Annotated in this window: 22 protein-coding genes; 14 read left to right on the plus strand and 8 right to left on the minus strand. The window is 72.2% G+C overall.

Annotated features, from left to right (window positions below; genetic code table 11):
- The first annotated feature begins 14 nt into the window (after positions 1-14).
- From ACFYW7_RS05325 to ACFYW7_RS05335, 3 genes are all read left to right on the plus strand, one after another.
- Positions 15-1,001 carry an acyltransferase domain-containing protein gene (locus ACFYW7_RS05325; protein WP_389498022.1) on the plus strand — a complete coding sequence of 329 codons (987 nt, stop codon included), beginning with the start codon at positions 15-17 and terminating at the stop codon, positions 999-1,001.
- Positions 1,002-1,187: 186 nt separating this feature from the next.
- Positions 1,188-1,877, plus strand: coding sequence for a class I SAM-dependent methyltransferase (locus ACFYW7_RS05330; protein ID WP_389498024.1), 690 nt, complete (start codon positions 1,188-1,190; stop codon positions 1,875-1,877).
- Between the two features lie 150 nt (positions 1,878-2,027).
- Positions 2,028-2,474 (plus strand): DoxX family protein, encoded by a 447-nt coding sequence (locus tag ACFYW7_RS05335; RefSeq protein WP_389498026.1) that lies wholly within the window; start codon positions 2,028-2,030, stop codon positions 2,472-2,474.
- A gap of 82 nt (positions 2,475-2,556) precedes the next feature.
- On the opposite strand, the gene ACFYW7_RS05340 is transcribed toward ACFYW7_RS05335, so the two are convergent.
- Positions 2,557-3,249, minus strand: a complete 693-nt coding sequence (locus ACFYW7_RS05340) for an RNA-binding S4 domain-containing protein (RefSeq protein WP_389498028.1) — start codon at positions 3,247-3,249, stop codon at positions 2,557-2,559.
- A gap of 744 nt (positions 3,250-3,993) precedes the next feature.
- On the opposite strand from ACFYW7_RS05340, the gene ACFYW7_RS05345 reads away from it, so the two are divergent.
- Positions 3,994-4,917 (plus strand): uracil-DNA glycosylase, encoded by a 924-nt coding sequence (locus tag ACFYW7_RS05345; protein WP_389498596.1) that lies wholly within the window; start codon positions 3,994-3,996, stop codon positions 4,915-4,917.
- A 26-nt stretch (positions 4,918-4,943) separates the two neighbouring features.
- Here ACFYW7_RS05345 and ACFYW7_RS05350 read toward each other — a convergent pair whose 3' ends face one another.
- Positions 4,944-5,381, minus strand: coding sequence for a RidA family protein (locus ACFYW7_RS05350; RefSeq protein WP_389498030.1), 438 nt, complete (start codon positions 5,379-5,381; stop codon positions 4,944-4,946).
- A 225-nt stretch (positions 5,382-5,606) separates the two neighbouring features.
- Between ACFYW7_RS05350 and ACFYW7_RS05355 the strand changes: the two genes are divergently transcribed.
- From ACFYW7_RS05355 to ACFYW7_RS05370, 4 genes are all read left to right on the plus strand, one after another.
- Positions 5,607-6,344, plus strand: a complete 738-nt coding sequence (locus ACFYW7_RS05355; RefSeq protein ID WP_389498033.1) for a hypothetical protein — start codon at positions 5,607-5,609, stop codon at positions 6,342-6,344.
- Between the two features lie 735 nt (positions 6,345-7,079).
- A complete protein-coding gene (locus tag ACFYW7_RS05360) occupies positions 7,080-8,978 on the plus strand; it encodes an FUSC family protein (protein ID WP_389498035.1) in 1,899 nt (632 codons plus the stop codon).
- Between the two features lie 104 nt (positions 8,979-9,082).
- A complete protein-coding gene (locus ACFYW7_RS05365; RefSeq protein WP_389498037.1) occupies positions 9,083-9,769 on the plus strand; it encodes a DUF899 domain-containing protein in 687 nt (228 codons plus the stop codon).
- 152 nt (positions 9,770-9,921) lie between these two features.
- Entirely contained in the window at positions 9,922-10,095 is a 174-nt protein-coding gene (locus ACFYW7_RS05370) for a hypothetical protein (RefSeq protein ID WP_389498619.1), read from the plus strand.
- Positions 10,096-10,311: 216 nt separating this feature from the next.
- On the opposite strand, the gene ACFYW7_RS05375 is transcribed toward ACFYW7_RS05370, so the two are convergent.
- Positions 10,312-10,758 carry a hypothetical protein gene (locus tag ACFYW7_RS05375; RefSeq protein WP_389498039.1) on the minus strand — a complete coding sequence of 149 codons (447 nt, stop codon included), beginning with the start codon at positions 10,756-10,758 and terminating at the stop codon, positions 10,312-10,314.
- Positions 10,755-11,573: an ATP-binding protein gene (locus ACFYW7_RS05380; protein ID WP_389498040.1), complete on the minus strand. Its 819-nt coding sequence runs from the start codon at positions 11,571-11,573 to the stop codon at positions 10,755-10,757. The genes ACFYW7_RS05375 and ACFYW7_RS05380 overlap by 4 nt, the downstream gene beginning before the upstream one ends.
- Positions 11,574-11,759: 186 nt before the next feature.
- Between ACFYW7_RS05380 and ACFYW7_RS05385 the strand changes: the two genes are divergently transcribed.
- The 3 genes from ACFYW7_RS05385 to ACFYW7_RS05395 all read left to right on the plus strand — a co-directional run bounded on the left by ACFYW7_RS05385 (position 11,760) and on the right by ACFYW7_RS05395 (position 13,789).
- Positions 11,760-12,620 (plus strand): helix-turn-helix transcriptional regulator, encoded by an 861-nt coding sequence (locus tag ACFYW7_RS05385; RefSeq protein WP_389498041.1) that lies wholly within the window; start codon positions 11,760-11,762, stop codon positions 12,618-12,620.
- The gene (locus ACFYW7_RS05390; protein WP_389498043.1) at positions 12,621-12,899 is read left to right on the plus strand and encodes a DUF397 domain-containing protein; all 279 of its coding nucleotides are present in this window, start codon (positions 12,621-12,623) and stop codon (positions 12,897-12,899) included.
- 86 nt (positions 12,900-12,985) lie between these two features.
- A complete protein-coding gene (locus ACFYW7_RS05395) occupies positions 12,986-13,789 on the plus strand; it encodes an SAM-dependent methyltransferase (protein WP_389498045.1) in 804 nt (267 codons plus the stop codon).
- Positions 13,790-14,114: 325 nt separating this feature from the next.
- Here ACFYW7_RS05395 and ACFYW7_RS05400 read toward each other — a convergent pair whose 3' ends face one another.
- Positions 14,115-15,554 carry a PLP-dependent aminotransferase family protein gene (locus ACFYW7_RS05400; RefSeq protein ID WP_389498047.1) on the minus strand — a complete coding sequence of 480 codons (1,440 nt, stop codon included), beginning with the start codon at positions 15,552-15,554 and terminating at the stop codon, positions 14,115-14,117.
- Positions 15,555-15,595: 41 nt separating this feature from the next.
- On the opposite strand from ACFYW7_RS05400, the gene ACFYW7_RS05405 reads away from it, so the two are divergent.
- Entirely contained in the window at positions 15,596-16,189 is a 594-nt protein-coding gene (locus ACFYW7_RS05405) for a carboxymuconolactone decarboxylase family protein (protein WP_389498049.1), read from the plus strand.
- 230 nt (positions 16,190-16,419) lie between these two features.
- On the opposite strand, the gene ACFYW7_RS05410 is transcribed toward ACFYW7_RS05405, so the two are convergent.
- From ACFYW7_RS05410 to ACFYW7_RS05420, 3 genes are all read right to left on the minus strand, one after another.
- On the minus strand, positions 16,420-17,913 hold the full coding sequence (locus ACFYW7_RS05410; protein WP_389498051.1) for a glutamate synthase subunit beta: 1,494 nt from the start codon (positions 17,911-17,913) through the stop codon (positions 16,420-16,422).
- Positions 17,914-18,221: 308 nt separating this feature from the next.
- Entirely contained in the window at positions 18,222-18,701 is a 480-nt protein-coding gene (locus tag ACFYW7_RS05415) for a DUF1772 domain-containing protein (protein WP_389498053.1), read from the minus strand.
- 358 nt (positions 18,702-19,059) lie between these two features.
- Complete coding sequence (locus ACFYW7_RS05420; protein WP_389498055.1) at positions 19,060-19,755, minus strand: DUF2293 domain-containing protein; 696 nt, start codon at positions 19,753-19,755, stop codon at positions 19,060-19,062.
- A gap of 169 nt (positions 19,756-19,924) precedes the next feature.
- Between ACFYW7_RS05420 and ACFYW7_RS05425 the strand changes: the two genes are divergently transcribed.
- Positions 19,925-20,557, plus strand: coding sequence for a uridine kinase (locus ACFYW7_RS05425; RefSeq protein WP_389498057.1), 633 nt, complete (start codon positions 19,925-19,927; stop codon positions 20,555-20,557).
- Positions 20,558-20,702: 145 nt separating this feature from the next.
- Positions 20,703-21,131: a CBS domain-containing protein gene (locus ACFYW7_RS05430; protein WP_389498060.1), complete on the plus strand. Its 429-nt coding sequence runs from the start codon at positions 20,703-20,705 to the stop codon at positions 21,129-21,131.
- Positions 21,132-21,212: the final 81 nt, after the last annotated feature.

The raw sequence follows: 21,212 nt of genomic DNA on the forward strand, positions 1-21,212 counted from the left end.
GGGGGGAGGCGACCGTGCTGCTGAAAGCCCTGCGCGAGGACGCGAGGCTCGCCGAGTGGCTGAGGAGCCTGGAGTACGAGGAGACCGACCCGCGGCCGGCGGTGCTCCCTGACGCCGACGAGCTGCCCGACGTCCTGCTCGACCTGTCCGTGGCCCATGAGCACATCAACGAACTCGTCGCCCTGCGCGCCCGGTTGGCCGCGGACCCGGAGGCCATGAGCCTCCTCGGGCGCTGTGTCACCCGCTTCGTCCGGGACATGGGCGAGATCGGCAAGGGCTGGGAACCGCCCGCTTTCCCCGCGACGACCGGGGCACTCGGGCGCTGCTTCCATCTGTACGTCTTCATCGCGGCGCTCCCGTCCGTCCGCGCCCATCACCGCGAACGCGGTGTCCCGGACGACGTCTCCCGGCGCACACTCGCCGACCTCGGCCGGCACGTGTCCGTGCACCACAGGAGAGTGGGCGGCCCCGGACTGTTGTTCCCCTGGTGGATCGCCCTGCATTTCCACGGCGAGCTGTTCCAGCTGGGCCGGCTCCAGTTCCAGCGGGCGCTGCTGGGACGCCGTACGAGCCGTGCCGTCTCGGCGGCGGGCCTGGACCAGGGCCCCGGCGACCCCTGCCTGAGTCTGCACATCGCCGACTTCCGCGGCCCGCTCTCCCCGTCCGCGTGCGACCGTTCGCTCACCCTCGCCCGGGAGTTCTTCGCCCGCCACTACCCCGACGAGCGCTACAAGACAGCCGTCTGCAATTCCTGGCTGCTCGACCCACAGCTGAAGCGGTACCTGCCCGCCGACTCCAACATCGTTCGTTTCCAGGACCGCTTCCATGTCGAGAGCGGGGAGACGAACCCAGACGACTCGGTTCCCATCGGCTTCGTCTTCGGCGATCCCGATGTCCCGCTCGGTGAACTGCCGCGGCGCAACAGCGTCGAACGCGCGGTGGTGGACCACCTGCGGGCCGGCGGACACTGGTACGGCGGACGCGGTTGGTTCGAGCTGTAGTCGGGGATCCCCGGCTGGTGCTGGTGCTGGTGCTGGTGCTGGTGCTGGTGCTGGTGCCGGTGGCGGTGCCGGAACTGGAACCGGTGCGGATACGGCTGTGGATCGGACGGGCCCGCCTCGAACAAGCCACCCGGACGAGTGACCCTGAACGGGAACAGGCCTACGGAACCCGTCCGTTGGACGGGTATGAGGACCGAAAAGCGTCAGGGACACGAGGGCACGGGCCCCGGTGCCATCACACCGGACGGCTGCGCCGTCGAGCTCTACACCCGCCTGCCCGTCGGAGCAGAACCGGACATCATCACCTCCGCCGTGCCCGCCGCCTCGCACATCCTGGAACTGGGCAGCGGCGTCGGGCGGATCACCCACCCGCTCCTGGAGCTCGGCTTCACGGTCACGGCGGTGGACGAGTCCGCCGAAATGCTGGAGCACGTCCACGGGGCGCGCACGATACCCAGCACCATCGAGGACCTCGACCTCGGTGAGACGTTCGACGTGGTGCTGCTGCCGTCGTTCCTCATACACACCGGAGACGTCCGGGTGCGCGGGGCGCTGCTGGACACCTGCGTCCGTCATGTCGCGGACGACGGCTGTGTGCTGATCCAGCGCGAGGGCGCGGACTGGCACACCGACGTGCCCCGCGAGCGCGTCGACCCGTCCGGCTTCGTCGTACGCATCCTGTCCAGCGAGCCCGTCGGAGACGGTGTCGACCGCGTACACGCTGAATACGTGTTCCCGGACGCCACCTGGACCCAGACGTTCCTGTCCCGCGCCTTGACGAGAGACGGTTTCGAGGAGGTGCTGGAGGAGGCGGGGCTGAAGGTGGACCGGTACCTGACGGACGACGGGGTGTGGGTGAGGGCAGTGAAGGGGTGAGCCCGTTCGCGGCCGGGGGAGGGGCGGGGCGGGGGAGGGGGGAGGGGGCACCCCCAGCGGCGAAATTCCCTTTCACACCGATGAGTTGGCGACCGTCCCCAGGTCTACCTCTGTGAAAGCCGTACCCACCGCTTCACACAGGAGACTCTCGTGTCCGAGACCACCGCCCCTCTCGCCGGCACCACCCCGGCCGCCGTTCGATCCCGCCGCGCCCGTATCTCCTTGACCGCCCTGCAGATCGTCCTCGGTCTCTTCTACGCGATCGCGAGCGCCCTTCCCAAGCTGATCGCGCACCCGTCGGCGGTGGAGTCGTTCGACAGGCTGGGCTGGGGGCACACGGGCATGTACATCATCGGCGCGCTCGAACTCGCCGGGGGCATCGCCCTGTTGATCCCGCTGCTGGACTCGGTGGCGGCGGTGGCGCTCAGCGCGTTGATGGTCGGCGCGTTCGTCGTCAACATCACCGTCGTGCACGGCCCGTACGCGGCGACCCCGCTCGTCCTGATGCTGCCGCTCGCGCTGATCGCCTGGGCCCGGCGGGGTCACACGACCGAACTGCTCGCCCTGGTGCGCCGGCGGGTGGGGCGCCAGGGGTGACGACGGGAGAAGGACGAAGGGCTCCCCCGGGACCGGGGGAGCCCTCGACGTCGTACAGACGGCCTTCGGGCCGGCGGAGCGTTCAGGAGGCCGAGGTGCCGGAGGAGCGCGACGAACCGGAGGAGCGGGGACCGGCCGAACGACGGGACGCCCCGGAGGCCGAGGACCGGCCCGAGCGGGTCGTCCCGGTTGCCCCGGTCGTGCCGCTGTCGGAGTCCGTTCCGGTGGCGGGACCGGCGGACCTGATGGGGCCGGCCGAGCCCGTCTCCATCCCGCGCAGGCGGTCCATCTCGCGGCGGTCCCGCTTGGTCGGGCGCCCCGTGCCCCGGTCCCGGATGCCCGCCGGAGCCACGGCCTCGCGCGGCGGAGGCGGCGGGCTGTTGTCGGTGTAGCACTCGACGGCGACGGGCGCGCCGACCCGCTTGCGGATCACGCGCTTCACGACGACGATCCGTTCCCGGCCTTCGTGTCGCAGACGAACCTCGTCGCCCACGCGGACCGAGTAAGCGGGTTTGACGCGCTCCCCGTTGACCCGAACATGCCCGCCCCGGCAGGCCGTGGCACCCATCGAGCGGGTCTTGACGAGACGGACGGACCAGATCCAGGCGTCGACCCGCACGCTCTCGCCGGCGGCGGGACCGGCTGCGGCGGCCGCCCTGGCGGCGGAAGCTGCTCCGGCCGCGCCGGAAGCCGTGGTGTCGCCGTCGACGCCGTGCGCACCGTCGGGGCTCGCGCCCGCCGCCTTCATCTCCCCGTCAGCACCCTGAGAAGCCATGCCCCGACTCTAATGCCCGCGGTCCGGCGCACCGCATGCCTTTTCCGTCGCACGGGCCACCCCGGATGCGTCGTCCCCCGAGTGCGCCGGGGCTGGCGAATGACATCGTCCGGGCGGCGGCGGACGGGACCGAGGTGGACACAGCGGCGAACGCCGAGGCGTTGGCGGACGCCCCATGACCCCCGGGGAGCTGCCGCCGGGCCCGGACACGCCGACCGCCCCGGCCCACTCGCCCCGCGCGAGGGTGCTCCGGTGACCGCCCCGACCGGCACCGAGGCACCCGGCACCGAGGAGCCGCCGCACCGGCGCGGGTTCACGTTCCCGAGTGCGCAGACCGTCCTCGCGATCGTCACGATCGCCGTGTGGGCGCTGGCGTTCCTGATCCCGGCCGGGCAGTACGCCCGCACGCCCGAGGGCAGGCCGATCCAGGGCACGTATCACCGCGTCGACTCCGGGCAGAGCTTCGTCGACCGCCTCAACGACCTCTTCCTCGCGCCCGTCAACGGCTTCTACGGAATCCTGGACGAGAAGACCGCACAGGTCGGGCCGGACTTCGCCGGTGAGCTGTACGGCAGCGCGGGCGTGTTCCTCTTCGTGCTCGCCATCGGATCGTTCATCACCGCGGTCACCATCGGCGGCGTGGCCCTCGCCAAGGTCGGCTACGACAAGTACCTCCGCTTCGTGTGGCCCCTCCTCGCGATCCTCTTCCTGCTGATCTGCGGGTTCCTGGCCCTGGGCGCGGAGATGACGCAACACCCGGCGGGTGCGGATCCGGCGCGGGCGGGGCGGTCGTACGGTGGTGATGTGCACAGCAGCGCTCCGGCGGAAGGCGCGGCCCGCTCCGCCGATCTCACGGTGCTCGACGAGCGGATCGCCGGCTGCCGGGCCTGCCCGCGGCTCGTCGCGTGGCGGGAGGAGGCGGCCGCCACCAAGCGTGCCGCTTTCACCGGCCAGCCGTACTGGGGGCGTCCGGTTCCCGGCTTCGGGCCGGCCGACGCGTCCCTCCTCCTCGTCGGGCTCGCCCCCGCCGCGCACGGCGGCAACCGGACGGGCCGGATGTTCACCGGGGACCGGTCGGGCGACGTGCTGTACGCGGCGCTGCACGATCTCGGGCTCGCCTCGCAGGCCACCTCGGTGAGCGTGGACGACGGACTGGAGCTGTACGGGGTCCGCGTCACCTCTCCGGTGCACTGCGCGCCACCCGCCAACAAGCCGACGCCCGAGGAGCGGGACACCTGCCGGCCCTGGCTCGTCAGGGAGCTGGGGCTGCTGCGGCCCACGCTGCGGACGGTGGTCGTCCTCGGGGCCTTCGGCTGGCAGGCCGCCCTGCCGGCCTTCGCGGAAGCGGGGTGGACGGTGCCCCGGCCGCGTCCGGCGTTCGCGCACGGGGCGCGGGTGACGCTCGTACGGCGGCCGGAACCGGGTGCCGGCACCGCGTCCGCGTCGGCGACCGCTTCCGAGTCCGCCGCCGGTGCTTCCGGGGTCGGCCCCGGCCCCGCTTCCGCATTCACTTCCGCTCCGGCTTCCGCTCCCGCTTCCGTAGAGCTCTTCGGGTGCTTCCACGTCAGCCAGCGGAACACCTTCACCGGGCGGCTCACCCCGGAGATGCTGAGGCGGGTCCTGGCCGGGGCCGCGGAATCCGCAGGGCTTGCGAGACGCTCCCCGTAGGCGCCCCGACGCGCTTTCCGCGCAGGTCAGGCGTGCTCGGGCCCGCTCCCCGGCGCCGATTCGGCCTCCGGGACGACGGCGGTCGCCGTGATCTCCACGAGCTGCCCGGTGTACCCGAGACAGGCCACGCCGAGCAGGGTCGAGGAGTGCGGGCCGGTGCTCAGTCCCGAGGCCTCGACGACGTTCCAGACCGCGGACAGCACCGCGGTCTCACCGCTGACGACGTACACGTCGGTCGACACGACATGCTCCATGTCACTGCCCACCGCGCGCAGTTGCTCGTCGAGGTTGGCCAGGACCTGCTCGGCTTGGCGCACGTGATCGCCCGGGCCGACCAGTCTTCCCTCGGCGTCGAGGGGTACGGAACCGGCGAGGAAGGCCAGTCTCGTCCCCGCCTCGACGACGGACGCGTGCGCGTAGACGGGCGGTGTGAACAGGCTGGGAACGGTGACGCGCCGGACCATGGGGCTCCCTGCGGACGGGGTCCGCCGACGGGTGACGGACAACCTGCCGATGATGCGTGTCCGACACGGGCCCGCGCACCCTCATTACCACCGACGGCGTGCCGGGCGGCCAGGCGTGCAGGACGGGCGCGGATCGGGAGAGGCTCGGGACGGAGGTGCGGTGCTGCCCGTCCTGGGCGAAAAATGCTTCGAACAATTCGAACCGTCGCTGCTACGGTCACCGACGTGGCGAAACTCAATCAGATCATCGCAGTGGAGAAGGGCATCAAGTCCAAGTCCCATCAGGACCTGACGGCTGCTCATCATGGCCTGCAGAAGCCCGCGTTGCTCGCGGGCATCTCGCGGACGTACCAGCCGAAGGACGAGGAGGGCGAGCAACTGCCGCCCGAGTCGACCCGGGTCCAGGTGCAGGCGGAGGACGTGCTGCGGGCCACCGCGGCGACCCTGACGCGGCTGTTCGACGTGACCGCCACCAAGGACTGGGCCAACTGCGCGGCGAGGGCCGATGTGTCGGTGGACGGGCGGGTGCTCGTCGCCGGGGTGCCGGTGTCCTACCTGCTCTTCCTCGAGAAGCAGCTCACCGACCTCAACACGTTCGTCAGGAAGTTGCCCGTCCTCGACGCCTCCGAGTCCTGGGTGCGGGATCCGTCCACCGACGCCTGGAAGACCGAGCCGGTGCGGACCCTTCGTACGAAGAAGGTCCCGCGGAACCACGTCAAGGCCGACGCCACCGAGAAGCACCCGGCCCAGGTCGAGGTGTACTACGAGGACATCCCCGTCGGTTACTGGACGACCGTCAAGTTCTCCGGCGCCCTGCCCGCGCGGCGCGTGAACGAACTCCTCGACCGGGTAGAGAAGTTGCAGCAGGCGGTCAAGTTCGCCCGCGAGGAGGCCAACGGCGTGGACGTCGTCGACCAGCGCGTCGGCGACGCTGTTTTCGGCTACCTGTTCGCACAGGGGTAGCCTCTGAACTCCCCGGCCACAACGCACCGCGGCCGGGGTGCGCGAGGAGCGCAAGCTGAACCTGAGGCTTGTCGTGAATGCACGGTTCCAGTGGAGGTTCGAGCCCTCCCCGCGGCACCAGGAGCACTCCGAGGGAGTGCCACGAGCCGCGGTAGCCCAACTCGGCAGAGGCAGACCGTGATCAATCTCAGACTATTGCTCCAGACTCAGCATTCGCCGCCGATCGCCGGATCGACCGGGCCCAGGCCCCAGTACGCCGAGATGCTGGTTCAAGTCCAGTCCGCGCAGCTCGATGCGTGGTGGTCCAAAGGCAGGACGCGGCGACATAACGACTGACCTGGGTTCTCAAGCGTGCCGGCGTGCGACATGGTGGCATCTCAGGGTCCGGGGGCCGGCTACGCCCTCGGACCCGCTCCCTCGCCCGGCACACGATCCTCCCGATCCCGTCCGGTGACAGGCGTCTCGCCGTCACCGGCCTGAGGCCACCCGGACCCCGTCGTCCCGGCCACTCGGTTCCACCCCACCTGCCGTCCGGACCTGCCGCCCGACCTGCAGGCCGGGACCCACACCCGGTGGTCGCGCTCACCGGCCGGACCGCACGGTCTTCCCGCGGAATGTCACCTCGTGGAAATCTCCGGGCCCTCTTTCCGCCGGTGAAGCGCACTACCCTGGTAACGACACGAGCCCGGCCGACGTCGCCCGAAGGCACCCTTCGCCTCGCCCGACAGGAGCCCCGTGCGTCGCACCCGCCTCGCCCCACCCCCCTGGTTCGCCCATGCCCTGCGCGCGCAGCGCGGACCCGTCCCCTGGAACGCGGTCCTACGGGGAGCACTCGCCGCCGGGCCACTGTTGCTCCTGGCCGTACTGAGCGGCCGTACCTCACTCGGAGTGGTCGCCGCCCTCGGCGCCATGCTGGCGGGGATCAACGACCGCCCGGGGAGCAGGCGGACCGCCGTCGGGCGGCTCGGGGCGCCCGCTCTCGCCGGGGCGGTCGGCCTGCTCGTCGGGTCGTACGCCGGACAGCACACCGGCGCCGTGACGCTCACCCTCCTCCTCACCGGACTCGGCCTGTTCGCCGGAGCCGTCAGTGCGACCGGACCCGTCGCCTCCGGGGCCGGGACCCAACTGCTGGTCACCTCGGCGATCGGGGCCGGGATGCCGCTCCCCGAACCCGGATGGGAGCGCGCGCTCCTCTTCCTCGGCGGAGCCTGCTGGCTGCTCGCGCTGCGCCTCGCACTGCCGACGACCGCGGTCAACGCCGGGGACTACCGGTTCGACGGGGAACGGGAAGCCGTCGGCGGCGTCTACGACGCCGTCGCCCGGCTCCTGATCGCCGCGGGCGGACCCGATGCGACCCGGCGGCGCGTCGAGCTGACCGCCGCCCTCGACCACGCGCAGGACGCGCTCGCCGGGCCCCGGCTGCGGCGGTACGCCAGTTCCGCGGCCGAGCGGCGGCTGCACGCGCAGTACGCCGCCGCCCTCCCGCTGGCCGAGGCCGCGACCGCGCTCGCCTGGGCGGGCGGGACCGTTCCCGCGCGGGCCGCGGAGGGCCCCCGGCGGCTCGCCGTCGCCGTCCGTACCGGCGACCCCACCGGCCCGCTGCCCGCGCCCGCCGTCCCCGACGCCCGGTCCGGCCCGCTCGGGAACCCGTCCGCGGTGCCCGCTCTGCGCGCCCTGCACGAGGCACTGCTGCACGCGGCCGAGGCCTTCGACCGGGGTGTCGGTCACGCCCTGCACACCCGGCGGCGCACCATGGTCTCCCTCATGAGCACCGCTGTCGGTTCCGCTGGACGCGAGTACGGGATCCGGGTCGCCCTCTGCTTCGGCACGAGCCTCGCCGTGGCACAGGCCCTGCACCACGCCCGCTGGTACGGCGACCACCCGCACTGGTACTGGCTCCCCGCGACCGCCGTCTTCCTCGTCAAACCCGATCTCGGACCGCTCGCCTCCCGCGTGCTGTGCCGGGCCGCGGGAACCGTCCTCGGCGCGGTCGCGTTCGCCGCGCTGGCTCTGCTGCTGCCCAGGCCGACGGGATTCGTCGTCCTGGTCGCGGTCTGCGGCGCCCTCATCCCGGTCGCCGCCCGGCACTTCGCCGCGCAGACCGCCGTCGTCACGGTTCTCGTCCTCGCGCTCGTGATGGTCGGCGGCGAGCCGGGGGCCTCCTGGAACCGGATCGCCGAGACGTTGCTGGCCTGTGCGATCGTGCTGCTCGTCGGACATCTGCCGACGCTGGGGCAGCGCGGCGGGACCGTACGGGCGAGACTCACCCGGGCCACCGAGGCGGCGGACGTCTATCTCGCCCACGTGCTGGGCGACGACACGTCCGGTGACCGCAGGGGCCGCTGGGTCCTGCGCCGCGAGGCCTACCGCGCGCTCGCCGAAGCCCGGGCCGCGATCGACCTCGCCGCCGCCGAACTCCCCGCGCTGGCACGGCACTCCGAAGGCACGGGCGAGGTCGCCGGCACCCTGGAACGGCTCGTCGACACGACCACGGCGTGCGCCGTGCAGCTCGACGACACCGGCCGGCTCACACCCCGGCACACCGACCGGATCGCCGAACTCCTCGGTGAACTCGCCGAGCGGCGCGAGCACATGGGGTCACGGACGCCGTCCGGGCGGCCCGTGGCGGTCTGAGACCGTCCGGCGACGCGCCCGCGGAAGATCTTGGGGCCGTGCCGATGAGTTCCGCCTCCCCGACGGGTCCACCACAGGTAGGCACCGTTTCGCAGGAGGAGCACATGACGCTTCCGCACATCGTCTCGCGTGAGGAATGGCGCGCCGCGCGCGAGGAACTGCTGGTCGAGGAGAAGGCCGCCACCCGCGCGCGTGATGCTCTGAACGCGGCACGGCGCGGACTGCCGATGGTCGAGATCGACAAGGAGTACGTCTTCGAGAGCGGCGAGGGGAAGGCGACGTTGCCCGACCTCTTCCGGGGACGCGACCAACTCGTCGTCTACCACTTCATGTTCGCTCCCGAGTGGGACGCGGGCTGCCGCAGCTGTTCGGGCTTCCTGGACCAGATCGGGCACCTCGCCCATCTCCGGGCCCGTGGAACGGAGTTCGCCGCCGTGTCCCGGGCGCCGTACACGAGGATCCTGCCGTTCAAGGCCCGGATGGGCTGGACCGTGCCCTGGTACTCGTCGTACGGCGGTGACTTCAACTACGACTTCCAGGTGTCTTTCGGCGGGGACGAGCCCTGCGAACGGCCCGGGATGAGCTGCTTCCTGCGGGACCACGACCGCGTCTTCCACACGTACTCCACGTACGAACGCGGCCTCGACGGCCTGGGTTCCACGACCTCCCTCCTCGATCTCACCGCGCTGGGGCGCCAGGAGGAGTGGGAGGAGCCCAAGGGCCGGGCGTCCGCGTCGGGGGCGCCCGCGGGCAGCGAACGCGTGCGCTACCACGACGAGTACGAGGACTGACGGGACAGGACGGAAGGCCGGCGGACCTTCGGTGATCCTCACCGGGTGTCTGCGACCGAGTGTCGAGTTCGTCTCAGTACTGTCACTTCCCGAGCCGTTCACCCCATGGCGGGCGTTTAACTCTGGAGAGCGGCGCGACATGGAGGTACAGGGTGAACGGGCGAATGGTGCTGGAGCGCTTTCCGGCCGGCGGTCCGCGCGGGTCGTGGCCCGCGGAGGAGTTCGCGCAGGCGCGCCGTCAGGAGGGTCAGGCCGTGGAGGTCGTCATGGATCTCGCCTCCGACGCGTTCCTGGTCGTCGTGGGCGGGGTCGAGGGCGTCGAGTGAGGCCGCGCGACACCGGCGGCGTCAGGGCGCGGACACCTTCGGCATGAGCCGCCCGGCCCGCTACGGACAGCACCCGTAGGGGGCCTGCGATCCTGCGGACCGCCTGGGTGACCCGAGGGGCCCGGGGGCCAGAGGGGCGATCCCGGAGGATCCGTCCGACCTCCTGCCGACTTTTCGTCCGAGCCGTGCGGGGCGCCGTCAGGGAATCATCCGGGGTCACGCGTTGATGGGACGGGACCAAGAGGGAGTCGTCCCCGTGAGCCGGCACAGGGCCAGATACAGGGGTATCGGCGGGGTGTACGGAATCATGCCATCCGGTTTGTGGATGAGCCCGGGAAGCCGCGGTGCGTCCGGCATGACGGCCCCCGTCGAGTAGTGGGCCGGCGCGGGCCATTCCAGGGCGACGTCGGAGTCGGCGGGGACGATCCACCACCAGTGGGTGGGGTCCGCGTAGACACAGCCCACGCGAGGCAGCCGCGACAGCAGTGGTGGTCCGAACGGGGCGGGCACCGACACCGCGTCGTAGCCCAGCGGCACTCTCATGCCCTCGGGGACGGGGAGACGTCTCAGCGGCCCGGGCGCAGGCCGGTCGCGCTTGACGCGGACCAGCGTGTCCAGGCTCAGGATCCGCGTCGCGGGCCCCGTCGCCGACGTACGCCTCACAGGCTCCCCCGATCCGGATCCCGATCCCCGTCCTGATTCCCGTCCCGGTCCTGACGCGCGTCCGGGTCCCTGTCCTGGACCCCGTCATCGTCCCGGCTCCGGGCGGAGGGGTCCTGGGCGACCCCCATGGTTCCCGCCCCCCAGGACCCCTCCGCGCCCGAGCCCCGACCGTCGTTCGGGGGCTTCTTCGCACTCCAGCCCAGATCCGCCCGCGGGCCGGTGTCCGCGTCGGACAGGCCCGGGCGGGTGTGCGCGGGGCGCGGGTCCGCGTCCGGCGTGCCGATGTCCGTCAGGGTCCGGCGGGTGGTGTCCGTCGGGTGATCGGCCCGGCCTGCCGAGCGTGCGAGCTCCGCCCACACCAGCAGGCCGGGCCCGGTGTCCTGGGCCCCCCAGGCCCTGGACACTGCCGCGACGAGAAACAATCCCCTCCCGTGCTCCTCGTCGGGCCGTCGGGGAGAGGGGTGCGGCTCGCCCGGAGCGCATCCCTCGTCGCGCACGGCTATGCGCACCAGGTCGTCCGCGTCCTGCAGTTCGCAGACGACGCGTTGCCCGGCGGCATGCACGATCGCGTTGGTGACCAGCTCCGAGACGACGAGAGCCGCCGTGTCGCAGGTGTCCGCGCACACCGCCCAGCCGGACAGGCGGGACCGGGTGAGGCTTCTCGCCCGGGCCACGGAGCCCGGGTGTGCGGCCACCTCGAATCGGAACCGGCGCTCGGCGGCCGTGCCCGGGTGGTGGCCGGTGGCGGCGCCGAGACCGAACCGGTCTTCGACGGCGTCTGTTCCTAACGGCGCGGACGGAATCACGCTTGCCACTATCTCCCCGCCGTGAACACTTGGCAAGTGTCACTCTGAAAATTGCAGAGTGCCGTGTGACGCCGTGCGGGCGCGTGGCACACTGCTGGCAACAGCAAGCAGAGCGGCGCCAGTTGGGATCGTCGAGGAGGACGAGGAAGAACCCGGACGGCGCCGCCTGGGCTGTCCGGAATCAGGAGGTGGGACGTGAGCGAACCGCGCTCCGCGCCGACGGTCGGTCAGGTCGTCCTCGGGCGAAGGCTGCTGGATCTGCGGGAACGAGCGGGTCTCAAACGTGAGGAGGCCGCGCGGATCCTGCGTGTCGCTCCCGCCACGGTCCGCCGTATGGAGATGGCCGAGGTCTCCCTCAAAATCCCGTACCTCCAGCTCCTGTTGAAGTCGTACGGCATCAGCGACGAGGAGGCCGAGGCCTTCGTCCGGCTGGCCGAGGACGCCAACAAGCCGGGCTGGTGGCAGCGGTTCCACGACATCCTGCCCGACTGGTTCTCCATGCACGTCAGCCTGGAGGGCGCGGCCGCCCTCCTGCGCTCGTACGAACCCCACTTCGTCCCGGGCCTGTTGCAGACGGAGGACTACGCCCGCGGCGTCCTGAAGGCGGGCGCCATCGGGCAGACCAGGCCCGAGGACATCGAGCGCCACGTCGCCCTGCGCATGCAGCGCCAGGCTCTGCTCACCCGCGCCGACGCGCCCCGGATCTGGGCCGTGATGGACGAGACGGCCCTGCGCCGCGCCATCGGCGGCCCCGAGGTGATGCGCGCCCAGATCGACAAGCTGCTCCAGGCCACGAAGCTGCCCAACGTGACGCTGCAGGTGATCCCGTTCGCCTCGGGGCCGCACCCCGGCACGTACGGGCCCTTCGTGCTGTTCCGATTCGCCATGCCGGAACTCCCGGACATGGTCTACAGCGAGTACCTGACCGGCGCCGTCTACCTGGACGCGCGATCCGAGGTGGCGACCCACCTGGAGGTCATGGACCGCATGGCGGCTCAAGCCGCCACGGCACATCGCACGAAGGAGATCCTCCGGGATCTCCGCAAGGAGCTGTGAATGGAACGCATCAAGCCGGAACGCATCAACCCGCGAATAGGCGATGTGCGCGTCTACAACGGAATGCCCGCCCGTGAACTGGGCAGCGAGGGCTGGCACAAGCCGTGGAGCGGCGGCAACGGCGGCAACTGCCTGGAGGCGATGAAGCTCGCCGACGGCCGTATCGCCGTGCGCCAGTCGGCGGACCCGGACGGTCCCGCCCTCATCTACACGCCCGGTGAGATGACCGCGTTCATCCAGGGCGCGAAAGCGGGAGAGGCGGACTTCCTTCTCTCCTGAACGACTTGTGTTCTTCTTTTCCCCGACTTCCCTGAATTTGGTTCTGAGTTGACGACCCACTACGGCGCGGACCTACGGAGACCGTCATGACCGGGCAGACCCCCCACGAGATCGACACGAGCAAGCCGCATCCCGCGAGGATGTACGACTGGTACCTCGGCGGAAAGGACAACTACCCCGTCGACGAGGAGATGGGCCGGCAGATGCTCGCCCTCGATCCGAGGGTGCCGGTGATGGCCCGGGTCAACCGCGCCTTCATGCACCGTGCCACACGCTGGCTCGCCCAGAACGGCGTGCGGCAGTTCCTCGACATCGGCACCGGTATCCCCACCGAGCCGAACCTTCACCAGATCGCCCAGGCCGTCGCACCCGACGCGCGGGTCGTCTACTGCGACAACGACCCGATCGTGCTGGCCCACGCGGCGGCCCTGCTGCGCAGTTCCGACCGGGGTGTCACCGAGTACCTGCAGGCCGACGTGCGGGACCCGGACGCCATCCTCGACGGGGCCAGGAAGATCCTGGACTTCGACCGGCCCGTGGCACTGTCCCTCGTCGCGCTGCTCCACTTCGTCCCGGACGCGGACGGCGCGCACGAGCTGGTCGGCCGGCTGCTGTCCGAACTGCCCTCCGGCAGCCACCTGATGGTCACGCACGCGACCGCCGACTTCACTCCCGAGGAGTCGGCGGCGGCGATCGAGAAGCTCAAGGCGGCGGGCGTCACCCTGGCGCTGCGCTCCCGCGAGGAGTTCACCCGCTTCTTCGACGGCCTCGACCTGGTGGAACCCGGCGTCACGGTGGTCCACCACTGGCACCCGGAACTGGGCGAGCCGGTACCGGGCCAGGACGACGGAGTCATCCCGGGCTACGGAGCGGTGGGACGCAAACCGTAGGTTCTGCAAGGTGGTTGCGCACCCCGCCGCGGGGTTCCCGGTCACGGGCCGGCCGGCTTGGCCGGTCGGCCGGAGGGCAGGACACAAGGACGGCGGTGGGGTGCGGGCCGTGCGGACACGGGTCGACTTGAGGCTTGCGACAGGCCGGTGGCGGGAAACGCCCGAAGGAAGCGCGAGCCCGGCCGCGACGAAGCGGGACGACCGCTCGGAGGGCCGGGGCGGCCGCCGGGACGGACACCGCGCCCTTCGACGGTCGCCGGGACTGGCGCAACAGGTCGCGGCCGGCATCGCGGCCGACTTCGTGGCCGCGCCCGGTCAAGGGCACTCAGCCCGGTGGCAGTGCGTCGCACAGGGCGTCCAGCGCCGCCCCGTAGGCGTGTTCCGCGGGCGTCGCGTACCCCACCACCAGCCCGTCCGGCGCGGACGTCGCCGCTTCCGGGTGCCGGAACTCGTCGAGCCCGTCGAGCGCGACCCCTCGCCATACGGCCGCCTTGACGGCCGACCGCTCGGTTCCCGGCGGCAGTCGCAGCACGGCGTGCAGCCCGGCCGCGATGCCGGTGACCTCGACGTGCGGCGCCCGCGCGGCGAGGACGGCCACGAGCCGGTCGCGCCGTCCCCGGTACCGCTGCCGCATCCGCCGCACATGCCGGTCGTACGCACCGGAATCGATCAGGTCCGCGAGCGACAACTGGTCCAACGCGCTGACCCACGCCTCCCGTTCGCCCTTGGCCTCCAGTACGGGAGCGACGTACCGCTCCGGAAGAACCATCCAGCCGAGGCGCAGCGCCGGTGAGAGGCTCTTGCTGACCGATCCGATGTGGATGACCCGCTCCGGATCCAGCCCCTGCAACGCGCCCACGGGCCTGCGGTCGTAGCGGAACTCCCCGTCGTAGTCGTCCTCCAGGATCACTCCGCCGCGCGCGCGTGCCCAGCCGATCACCGCCGCCCGCCGTTCGGCGTGCAGCGGGCCGCCGGTCGGGAACTGGTGCGCGGGCGTGAGCAGTACGGCCCGCTCCCTCCCCAACTCGCCGACCTGCGCGCCGTCCTCGTCCAGCGGCAGGGGGACGGTCCGCACCGAGGCGTCGGCCAGGAGCCCGCGGTGGAAGCCGAGTCCGTACGATTCGACGGCCAGCGGGCCCCGCAGGACCTGGGGGAAGAGCAGCCGCAGGGCATGGGCGAAACCCGAGCAGATCACGATCCGTCCGGGCTCCGTGCGCACCCCCCGCGCCCGCGCCAGGTACCGGGCGAGGGCTTCCCGCAACTCGGCCCGTCCGGCCGGATCGCCGGGCCCGAAGGCCTCGTTGGGCGCCTTCTGCAGGGCCCGGCGAGAAGACGCCAGCCAGGCGGCACGCGGGAACGAGGACGCGTCCGGAGTGCCCTGCCGCAGATCGTGCCGGGGGCCCTGCGCACGGGGCGTCCGCTTGGGCACGCGCGGAGGAGCGCCCGGCGCGGCGGAGTCGGCCCGCTGACCCGCAGGCGGGGGAGCCGCCCCCTCGGCGACCCGGGTCCCCGAGCCCTGCCGGGCGGTCAGCCACCCCTCGGCCACGAGTTCGGCGTAGGCGTCGGCGACCGTGTTGCGCGCGATGCCGAGGTCCGCGGCGAGCGAGCGGTACGGCGGCAGCCGGGTGCCCGGCAGGAGCCTCCCGCCGCGTACGGCCTCGCGCAGCGCGCGGGTCAGCGCGGCCCGCCGCCCGCCGGGACCCGACAGTTCCAGATGCAGATCGGCGCCGATCCGCTCCGCAGAATTGACCCATGATTCCGCCATGGAAATGCACCCTACAGCCGGTCTCTACGGCCCGTAGATTCATGGTCATGACGACGAACACGAACACCACGACGGACACCAGCGCCCACCCGAACACCTACGCCGAGGCGAGCGTCACGCCCGACACGAGCGTCGCAAGGGCTGCTGGTGGGGCTGGTGAGGCCGGTGCGGCGATCGTGACGAAGCCCGCCCGGGTCGATTTCGCCAAGTCGGCTCCGAAGGCCTTCCGCGCGCTCATCGGCTTCGACGCGGCGGCCCGGGAAGGGCTCGACCCGGCCCTCGTCGAACTGATCCAGATCCGCGCCTCGCACCTCAACCACTGCGCGTACTGCCTCCACATGCACACCAACGACGCCCGCAAGGCCGGTGAGAGCGAGGACCGGCTGCACATGGTGGCGGTCTGGCGCGAGGCCCGTCACTTCTTCACACCGAAGGAGCGGGCCGCCCTCGCCCTGACCGAGGCGGTGACCCTCGTCGCCGACGCGGGCGTGCCCGACGACGTCTACGCCGAGGCGGCCGCCCACTTCGACGACCAGGAACTGGGCCACGTACTCGCCCTGATCCTCGCGATCAACACGTGGAACCGGATCGCCCTGTCGACGGCGAAGCAGGCCGGTACGGACGGGCGCCGCTGACACGCCACCCGCCCGGTCGTGCGCGGGGCAGGCCCCGGCCGTGCGCGGGGCAGGCCCCGGCCGTGCCGGGCGCCCCAGGGTGACGCTGTCCGCCCCTGGGCGGGTGGCGCTCTCCGCCTCCGGGCTCCCTACCGGGGAGAGCGTGCTCGGCGTCGCCCCGCGCGCACTCCGCCGCGACCTCGGGCGTGGTCGGGCCGAGCCGGCCCGGCACCTCGTGGTGATCCTCGGCGCTACACGGTCATGGGGCGGTCGTACGGGCCGATCGGGGCCGGCAGACGCGGACGCGCGGCCCCGCTCAGCGCCTGGTCCACGGCCGCGGCGACCGCCCGGCCCTCGGCGATCGCCCACACGATGAGCGACTGGCCGCGTGCCGCGTCCCCGGCGGCGTACACCCCGGGAACGTTCGTGGCGAAGCCGGTGTCCCGGGCGATCGTGCCACGCGGTTCGAGGGCCAGTCCCAGCTGGTCGATCAGGCCGTCGTGCCGGTCCGGGCCGGAGAAGCCGAGGGCGAGCAGCACGAGGTCGGCCGGCAGGACCCGTGCGGAGCCGGGGACCGGGGCGCGCCGCTCGTCGACCTCGACGAGGTGCAGCGAGCGCACCCGACCGTCGGCGCCCCCGCCGAAGTGGAGCGTGGACGCGGCGAAGAGCCGGGCGTCCGCGTCCGCCGCCGGTGCCGTGCCGAGTGTGCCGGCCTCCTCGTGCGCGGCGGAGAGGCGATAGATCTTCGGGTACGTCGGCCACGGTTCGACGTCCTCGTCGCGCTCGGCCTGCGGCTGCGGGTAGATGTCGAGCTGGGTCACGGACGCGGCGCCCTCACGCACCGCCGTCCCCAGGCAGTCGGCTCCGGTGTCGCCGCCGCCGACGATCACCACGTGTCTGCCCGCCGCGGACAGCGGGGAGACCGCCAGATCGCCCTCGCAGACCCGGTCGGCCAGCGGAAGATACTCCATCGCCTGATGGATGCCGGACAACTGGCGTCCCGGCACGTCCAGTTCACGCCACGCGGTGGCCCCGAGGGCGAGGATCACGGCGTCGTAGCGGGCCTTGAGCTCGGTCGCCCCGATGTCGGTGCCGATCGACCTCGACGTACGGAACTTCGTTCCCTCCGCGCGCATCTGGGCCAGCCGCCGGTCCAGATGCCGCTTCTCCATCTTGAACGCGGGGATCCCGTACCGCAGCAGACCACCGATCCGGTCCGCCCGTTCGTACACGGCCACCGTGTGCCCGGCCCGCGTCAACTGCTGGGCCGCGGCCAGCCCGGTGGGTCCCGATCCGACGATCGCGACCGTCCGCCCCGAGAGCCGGTCCGGTGGACGCGGAGGTGCGAACCCGTCCTCCCAGGCGCGGTCGGCGATGGCGACCTCGACGTTCTTTATAGTGACCGCGGGCTGGTTGATCGCCAGCACGCAGCCCGCCTCGCACGGTGCCGGGCACAACCGCCCGGTGAACTCGGGGAAGTTGTTCGTGGCGTGCAGCCGGTCGCTCGCGGCCCGCCAGTCCCGGCGCGAGACGAGGTCGTTCCACTCGGGGATCAGGTTGCCCAGCGGGCAGGCGTCATGGCAGAAGGGGATGCCGCAGTCCATGCAGCGGTCGGCCTGTTTGTCGATGATCGGCAGCAGGGCTCCCGGGACGTACACCTCGTTCCAGTCCCGCACCCGCTCGTGGACGGGCCGGCGCGGGTGCTCCAGGCGCGGTGTCGTCATGAAACCCTTGGGATCGGCCATGGCCGTCTCCGTCATGTACGCGTACCGGGGCGGGGCCGCACCTCGCCTGCCGTGATCGGCCACGAATCCGGGCGGCACTCCTTTCCCGCCACGATACGTCGCCTCCGCATGTGCCGCCGCCCCGGACGACACGGACCGAGGGATCGGCCGGGCGCCGTGACAAGGAAGGCGAGCCAGGCGCGGACGGAGAGGCAGGCGAGGACCGGGAGGCAGGCGGGCGGCTCGGGGCGGTCGGCGAGGCGCACGCGGCTCAACATCCAGGGCCGGGTGGGGAGATGGAGGGCTGGACGGGCGGACGGGCGGACGGCTCAGGTGAGGGCGAGCGTGTACGAGACCGCGGCGGCGGCCGAGGCGATCATGCGGACGTGGTTCCACATCGTCCACTCGCGCACGAACGTGGGCCAGTGGGCGGCAGCCTCAGGCGTCCCGGGCTCCAGCTTCGACAGCGCGTCGTTGCGCGGGACGTTCGCCGCGATCGTCACCCCGAACGCCCCGAACAGATACAGCGCGCTGCCGAGCAGCAACTCCACCGCCCCGTCGTCGGGCAGCAGCACGAACGTCACCACCGCCAGTACCGCGCTCAGCACCGCCGACCCGAGGAACACCAGCATGAACGCGGGGCGGACGGCGGCGGTGTTGATCGCGTTCATCGCGGCGACCCCCTGCGCGGGCGGCAACTGGGCGAGCGCCCTCATGACGAAGGTCGAGAACCCGCAGAACACCCCCGCGACCAGCCCGCAGCCGAGCACTCCCAGCAGAGCCAGCACGAAGTACGGTCCGTCGATCATGTCCACTCCCGCGTCGAAGTCACCAAGCCCAAGATCCTGCACAGCGCCGATCGTCACCACAAGTGAAATCCGCTACGACGACGGTCGCCATGGCCGAGCGACGCGGGCACATACGCGAGCGTCCACCCTCGTCGGACGAGCCGGTTCCCCACAGCCCGGAGCCCGTCGATCTTCCGCAGCCCGCCCCCTTCGCCCCCGCCCCTCCCCGCCTCCCCGGCCCCGTCCCCCAACCCGTCAGAGCAGCCCCAGCCCCACTCCCTTCTCGTCCCCGCCCACCTCCGTACCCGCCCAGTCCGGTCCAACCAGTCCAGTCCGTTCCAGTCCGTTCCAGTCCGATCCGGCCCAGCCCTCCGACGGCTCACGCCCGCGCGGTCAGATCGTCGCGCCACTCCCGGAGCCTGGTGTCCACCGTGGCCGCCGTCCGGCGACGCGCCTCGTTCCGCGGCACGCCGCTCATCAGCAACTGGTCGTACGGTGTCTCCGTGTGCCGTACGGACGCGCGGACCGCGGCGGTCACCGCGACCTCGGACAGCGCCCGGCCCGCCGAACTCCTCCCGACCCGCCCGCTGCCGCGCACCGAGGCATGCGCGGCGATCGCTCGTGCCCGGCCGGCCGGACAGCGTGGGAACAACCGGCCGATCTCCCGCGCGAACGCGTCCGTGAAGCGAACGTCCTCCACCTCGCGGCGCCGCGCGTCCCGTACCCGGCGTCGCCGCCGCGCCTCCGCGTCCACCAGGCAGCGTTCCTCGGCCCGGGCGAGCGCCTCCTCCTCGACCAGGACGCCCTGCCGCTCGTACCGGCCCCGCCGTCGGTTGAACCGCACCACCACGGCCGACAGCGCGCTGCCCTCCCTCGATCGTCGCGTCAGCGCGGTGTCGCCCCGCGCCAGGAACACCAGGTGTCCGAGATCCGCGCAGTCCAGACACCGAGGAGTCCCCTCCTCCAGCACCAGCAGCGCGAGCGGCCCGCTCCGGCACTCGGCGCAGTGCCGCTTCTTCAGCGGCTGGACGACGAGCGGTCCGTTCCGGTACGAGGGTGCGGCGGTCGGAGCCATAGACGGTTCCTTCCCCGGACCGGGCCGATCTCTACGTGGCCGGGTGGCACCCGCTCACCGAGGCGGCCCCGGCTGTGCGACGGCAGCCCCGGCCGTGCGGCGGCGGACTCGCCCGATCGCCGTCCGTCCCGCCTGCCGAGTCCCTTCGCGATCGCGGCATCATGGGCCTGTGCGACTCGAAGCGATCACCTGGGAACGGCTCGGCGACCTCCTCGCCCACCGGCTGCTCGACCTGGAACCGGCCGACGGCAGCCCCTGGCCACGCGTCGCCTTCGACGGGGCCCCGGCCGCCCGCCCCGGGGAACTCGCGCACCTCGTCTCCGAGGCGCTGCGCGTACGCGGCCGTTCCTCGCTGGTCGTCAGTACCGAGGGCTTCCTGCGCCCGGCCTCCCTTCGGCTCGAATACGGCCACCAGGACGTCGAGGCCTACTACGACGGCTGGTTCGACACCGGCGCTCTCTGGCGTGAGGTCTTCGGTCCCCTCGAACCCGACGGTGACGGCAGGGTCCTGCCCGACCTCCGGGACCCCGCCACCGACCGGGCCACCCGCAGTCCCTACGTCCAACTCCCGCACGACGGAATTCTGCTGCTTCATGGGCCTCTCCTCCTGCGTCACTGGTTCCCGTTCGATCTCAGCGTCCACGTGCTCCTGTCCCCGGGCGCCCTCCGCCGCCGTACCCCCGAGGCGGAACAGTGGACGCTGCCGGCCTTCGCCCGCTACGAGAGCGAGGTGGACCCGGCGACCGCGGCCGGTGTCCTGGTGCGCGCCGACGACCCCCGGCACCCCGCCTGGAACGGCTGATCACGAGGGCCGTCGCCCCGGTCCGCCGGGCCGCGCCCGGCCGTACCTCCAGGTGCGTGGGCCCTGAGGCGCGGCGAGAATAAAGGGCGTCGGGACCAGCGGTGCGTCCGCGCCGCGCCGGCCGTCCGGCACCGGGAGGTACTCCATGACCACCGCCGGAGACATCATGCACCGTGGTGCCCAGTGGATCCCCGCGCACGAGACCCTGGACCGCGCGGCCCAGCTGATGCGCGATCTCAACGTGGGCGCCCTGCCCATCAGCGACCAGGACGAACGCCTCTGCGGAATCCTCACGGACCGAGACATCGTCGTCGGCTGTGTGGCCATGGGCCGGGACCCCGCGCGGGTCACCGCGGGCGAGATGGCCCGAGGCACACCGCGTTGGATCGACGCCGGCGCCGACGTGGGCGAAGTGCTCCAGGAGATGAAGGGGCACCAGATCCGCCGGCTTCCGGTGATCGACAACAAGCGTCTGGTGGGCATGATCAGCGAGGCCGACCTCGCCCAGCATGTCAGCGACGAGCAGCTCGCGGCCTGGGTCGAGAGCGTCTACGCGAGAGGCGCGACGCGCTGACCCCGTCGATCCACCCGGGCCTTCCGACTCCGTCCCCCGGCACACCGAGGCACACGCCCCGGCCGCGGGCTCATGCCCTAC

It is taken from the genome of Streptomyces sp. NPDC002580, from assembly GCF_042889485.1.
GTDB lineage: Bacteria > Actinomycetota > Actinomycetes > Streptomycetales > Streptomycetaceae > Streptomyces.

Excerpts from the sequence above, each read along its gene's own strand:
- ACFYW7_RS05350 (WP_389498030.1), bottom strand. The coding sequence starts at position 5,381 with ATGGTCCGGCGCGTCACCGTTCCCAGCCTGTTCACACCGCCCGTCTAC.
- ACFYW7_RS05390 (WP_389498043.1), top strand. The coding sequence starts at position 12,621 with ATGGAACGCATCAAGCCGGAACGCATCAACCCGCGAATAGGCGATGTG.
- ACFYW7_RS05400 (WP_389498047.1), bottom strand. The coding sequence starts at position 15,554 with ATGGCGGAATCATGGGTCAATTCTGCGGAGCGGATCGGCGCCGATCTG.
- ACFYW7_RS05340 (WP_389498028.1), bottom strand. The coding sequence starts at position 3,249 with ATGGCTTCTCAGGGTGCTGACGGGGAGATGAAGGCGGCGGGCGCGAGC.
- ACFYW7_RS05420 (WP_389498055.1), bottom strand. The coding sequence starts at position 19,755 with ATGGCTCCGACCGCCGCACCCTCGTACCGGAACGGACCGCTCGTCGTC.
- ACFYW7_RS05345 (WP_389498596.1), top strand. The coding sequence starts at position 3,994 with ATGACGCAACACCCGGCGGGTGCGGATCCGGCGCGGGCGGGGCGGTCG.
- ACFYW7_RS05405 (WP_389498049.1), top strand. The coding sequence starts at position 15,596 with ATGGTCATGACGACGAACACGAACACCACGACGGACACCAGCGCCCAC.
- ACFYW7_RS05365 (WP_389498037.1), top strand. The coding sequence starts at position 9,083 with ATGACGCTTCCGCACATCGTCTCGCGTGAGGAATGGCGCGCCGCGCGC.
- ACFYW7_RS05415 (WP_389498053.1), bottom strand. The coding sequence starts at position 18,701 with ATGATCGACGGACCGTACTTCGTGCTGGCTCTGCTGGGAGTGCTCGGC.
- ACFYW7_RS05430 (WP_389498060.1), top strand. The coding sequence starts at position 20,703 with ATGACCACCGCCGGAGACATCATGCACCGTGGTGCCCAGTGGATCCCC.
- ACFYW7_RS05330 (WP_389498024.1), top strand. The coding sequence starts at position 1,188 with ATGAGGACCGAAAAGCGTCAGGGACACGAGGGCACGGGCCCCGGTGCC.
- ACFYW7_RS05395 (WP_389498045.1), top strand. The coding sequence starts at position 12,986 with ATGACCGGGCAGACCCCCCACGAGATCGACACGAGCAAGCCGCATCCC.
- ACFYW7_RS05410 (WP_389498051.1), bottom strand. The coding sequence starts at position 17,913 with ATGGCCGATCCCAAGGGTTTCATGACGACACCGCGCCTGGAGCACCCG.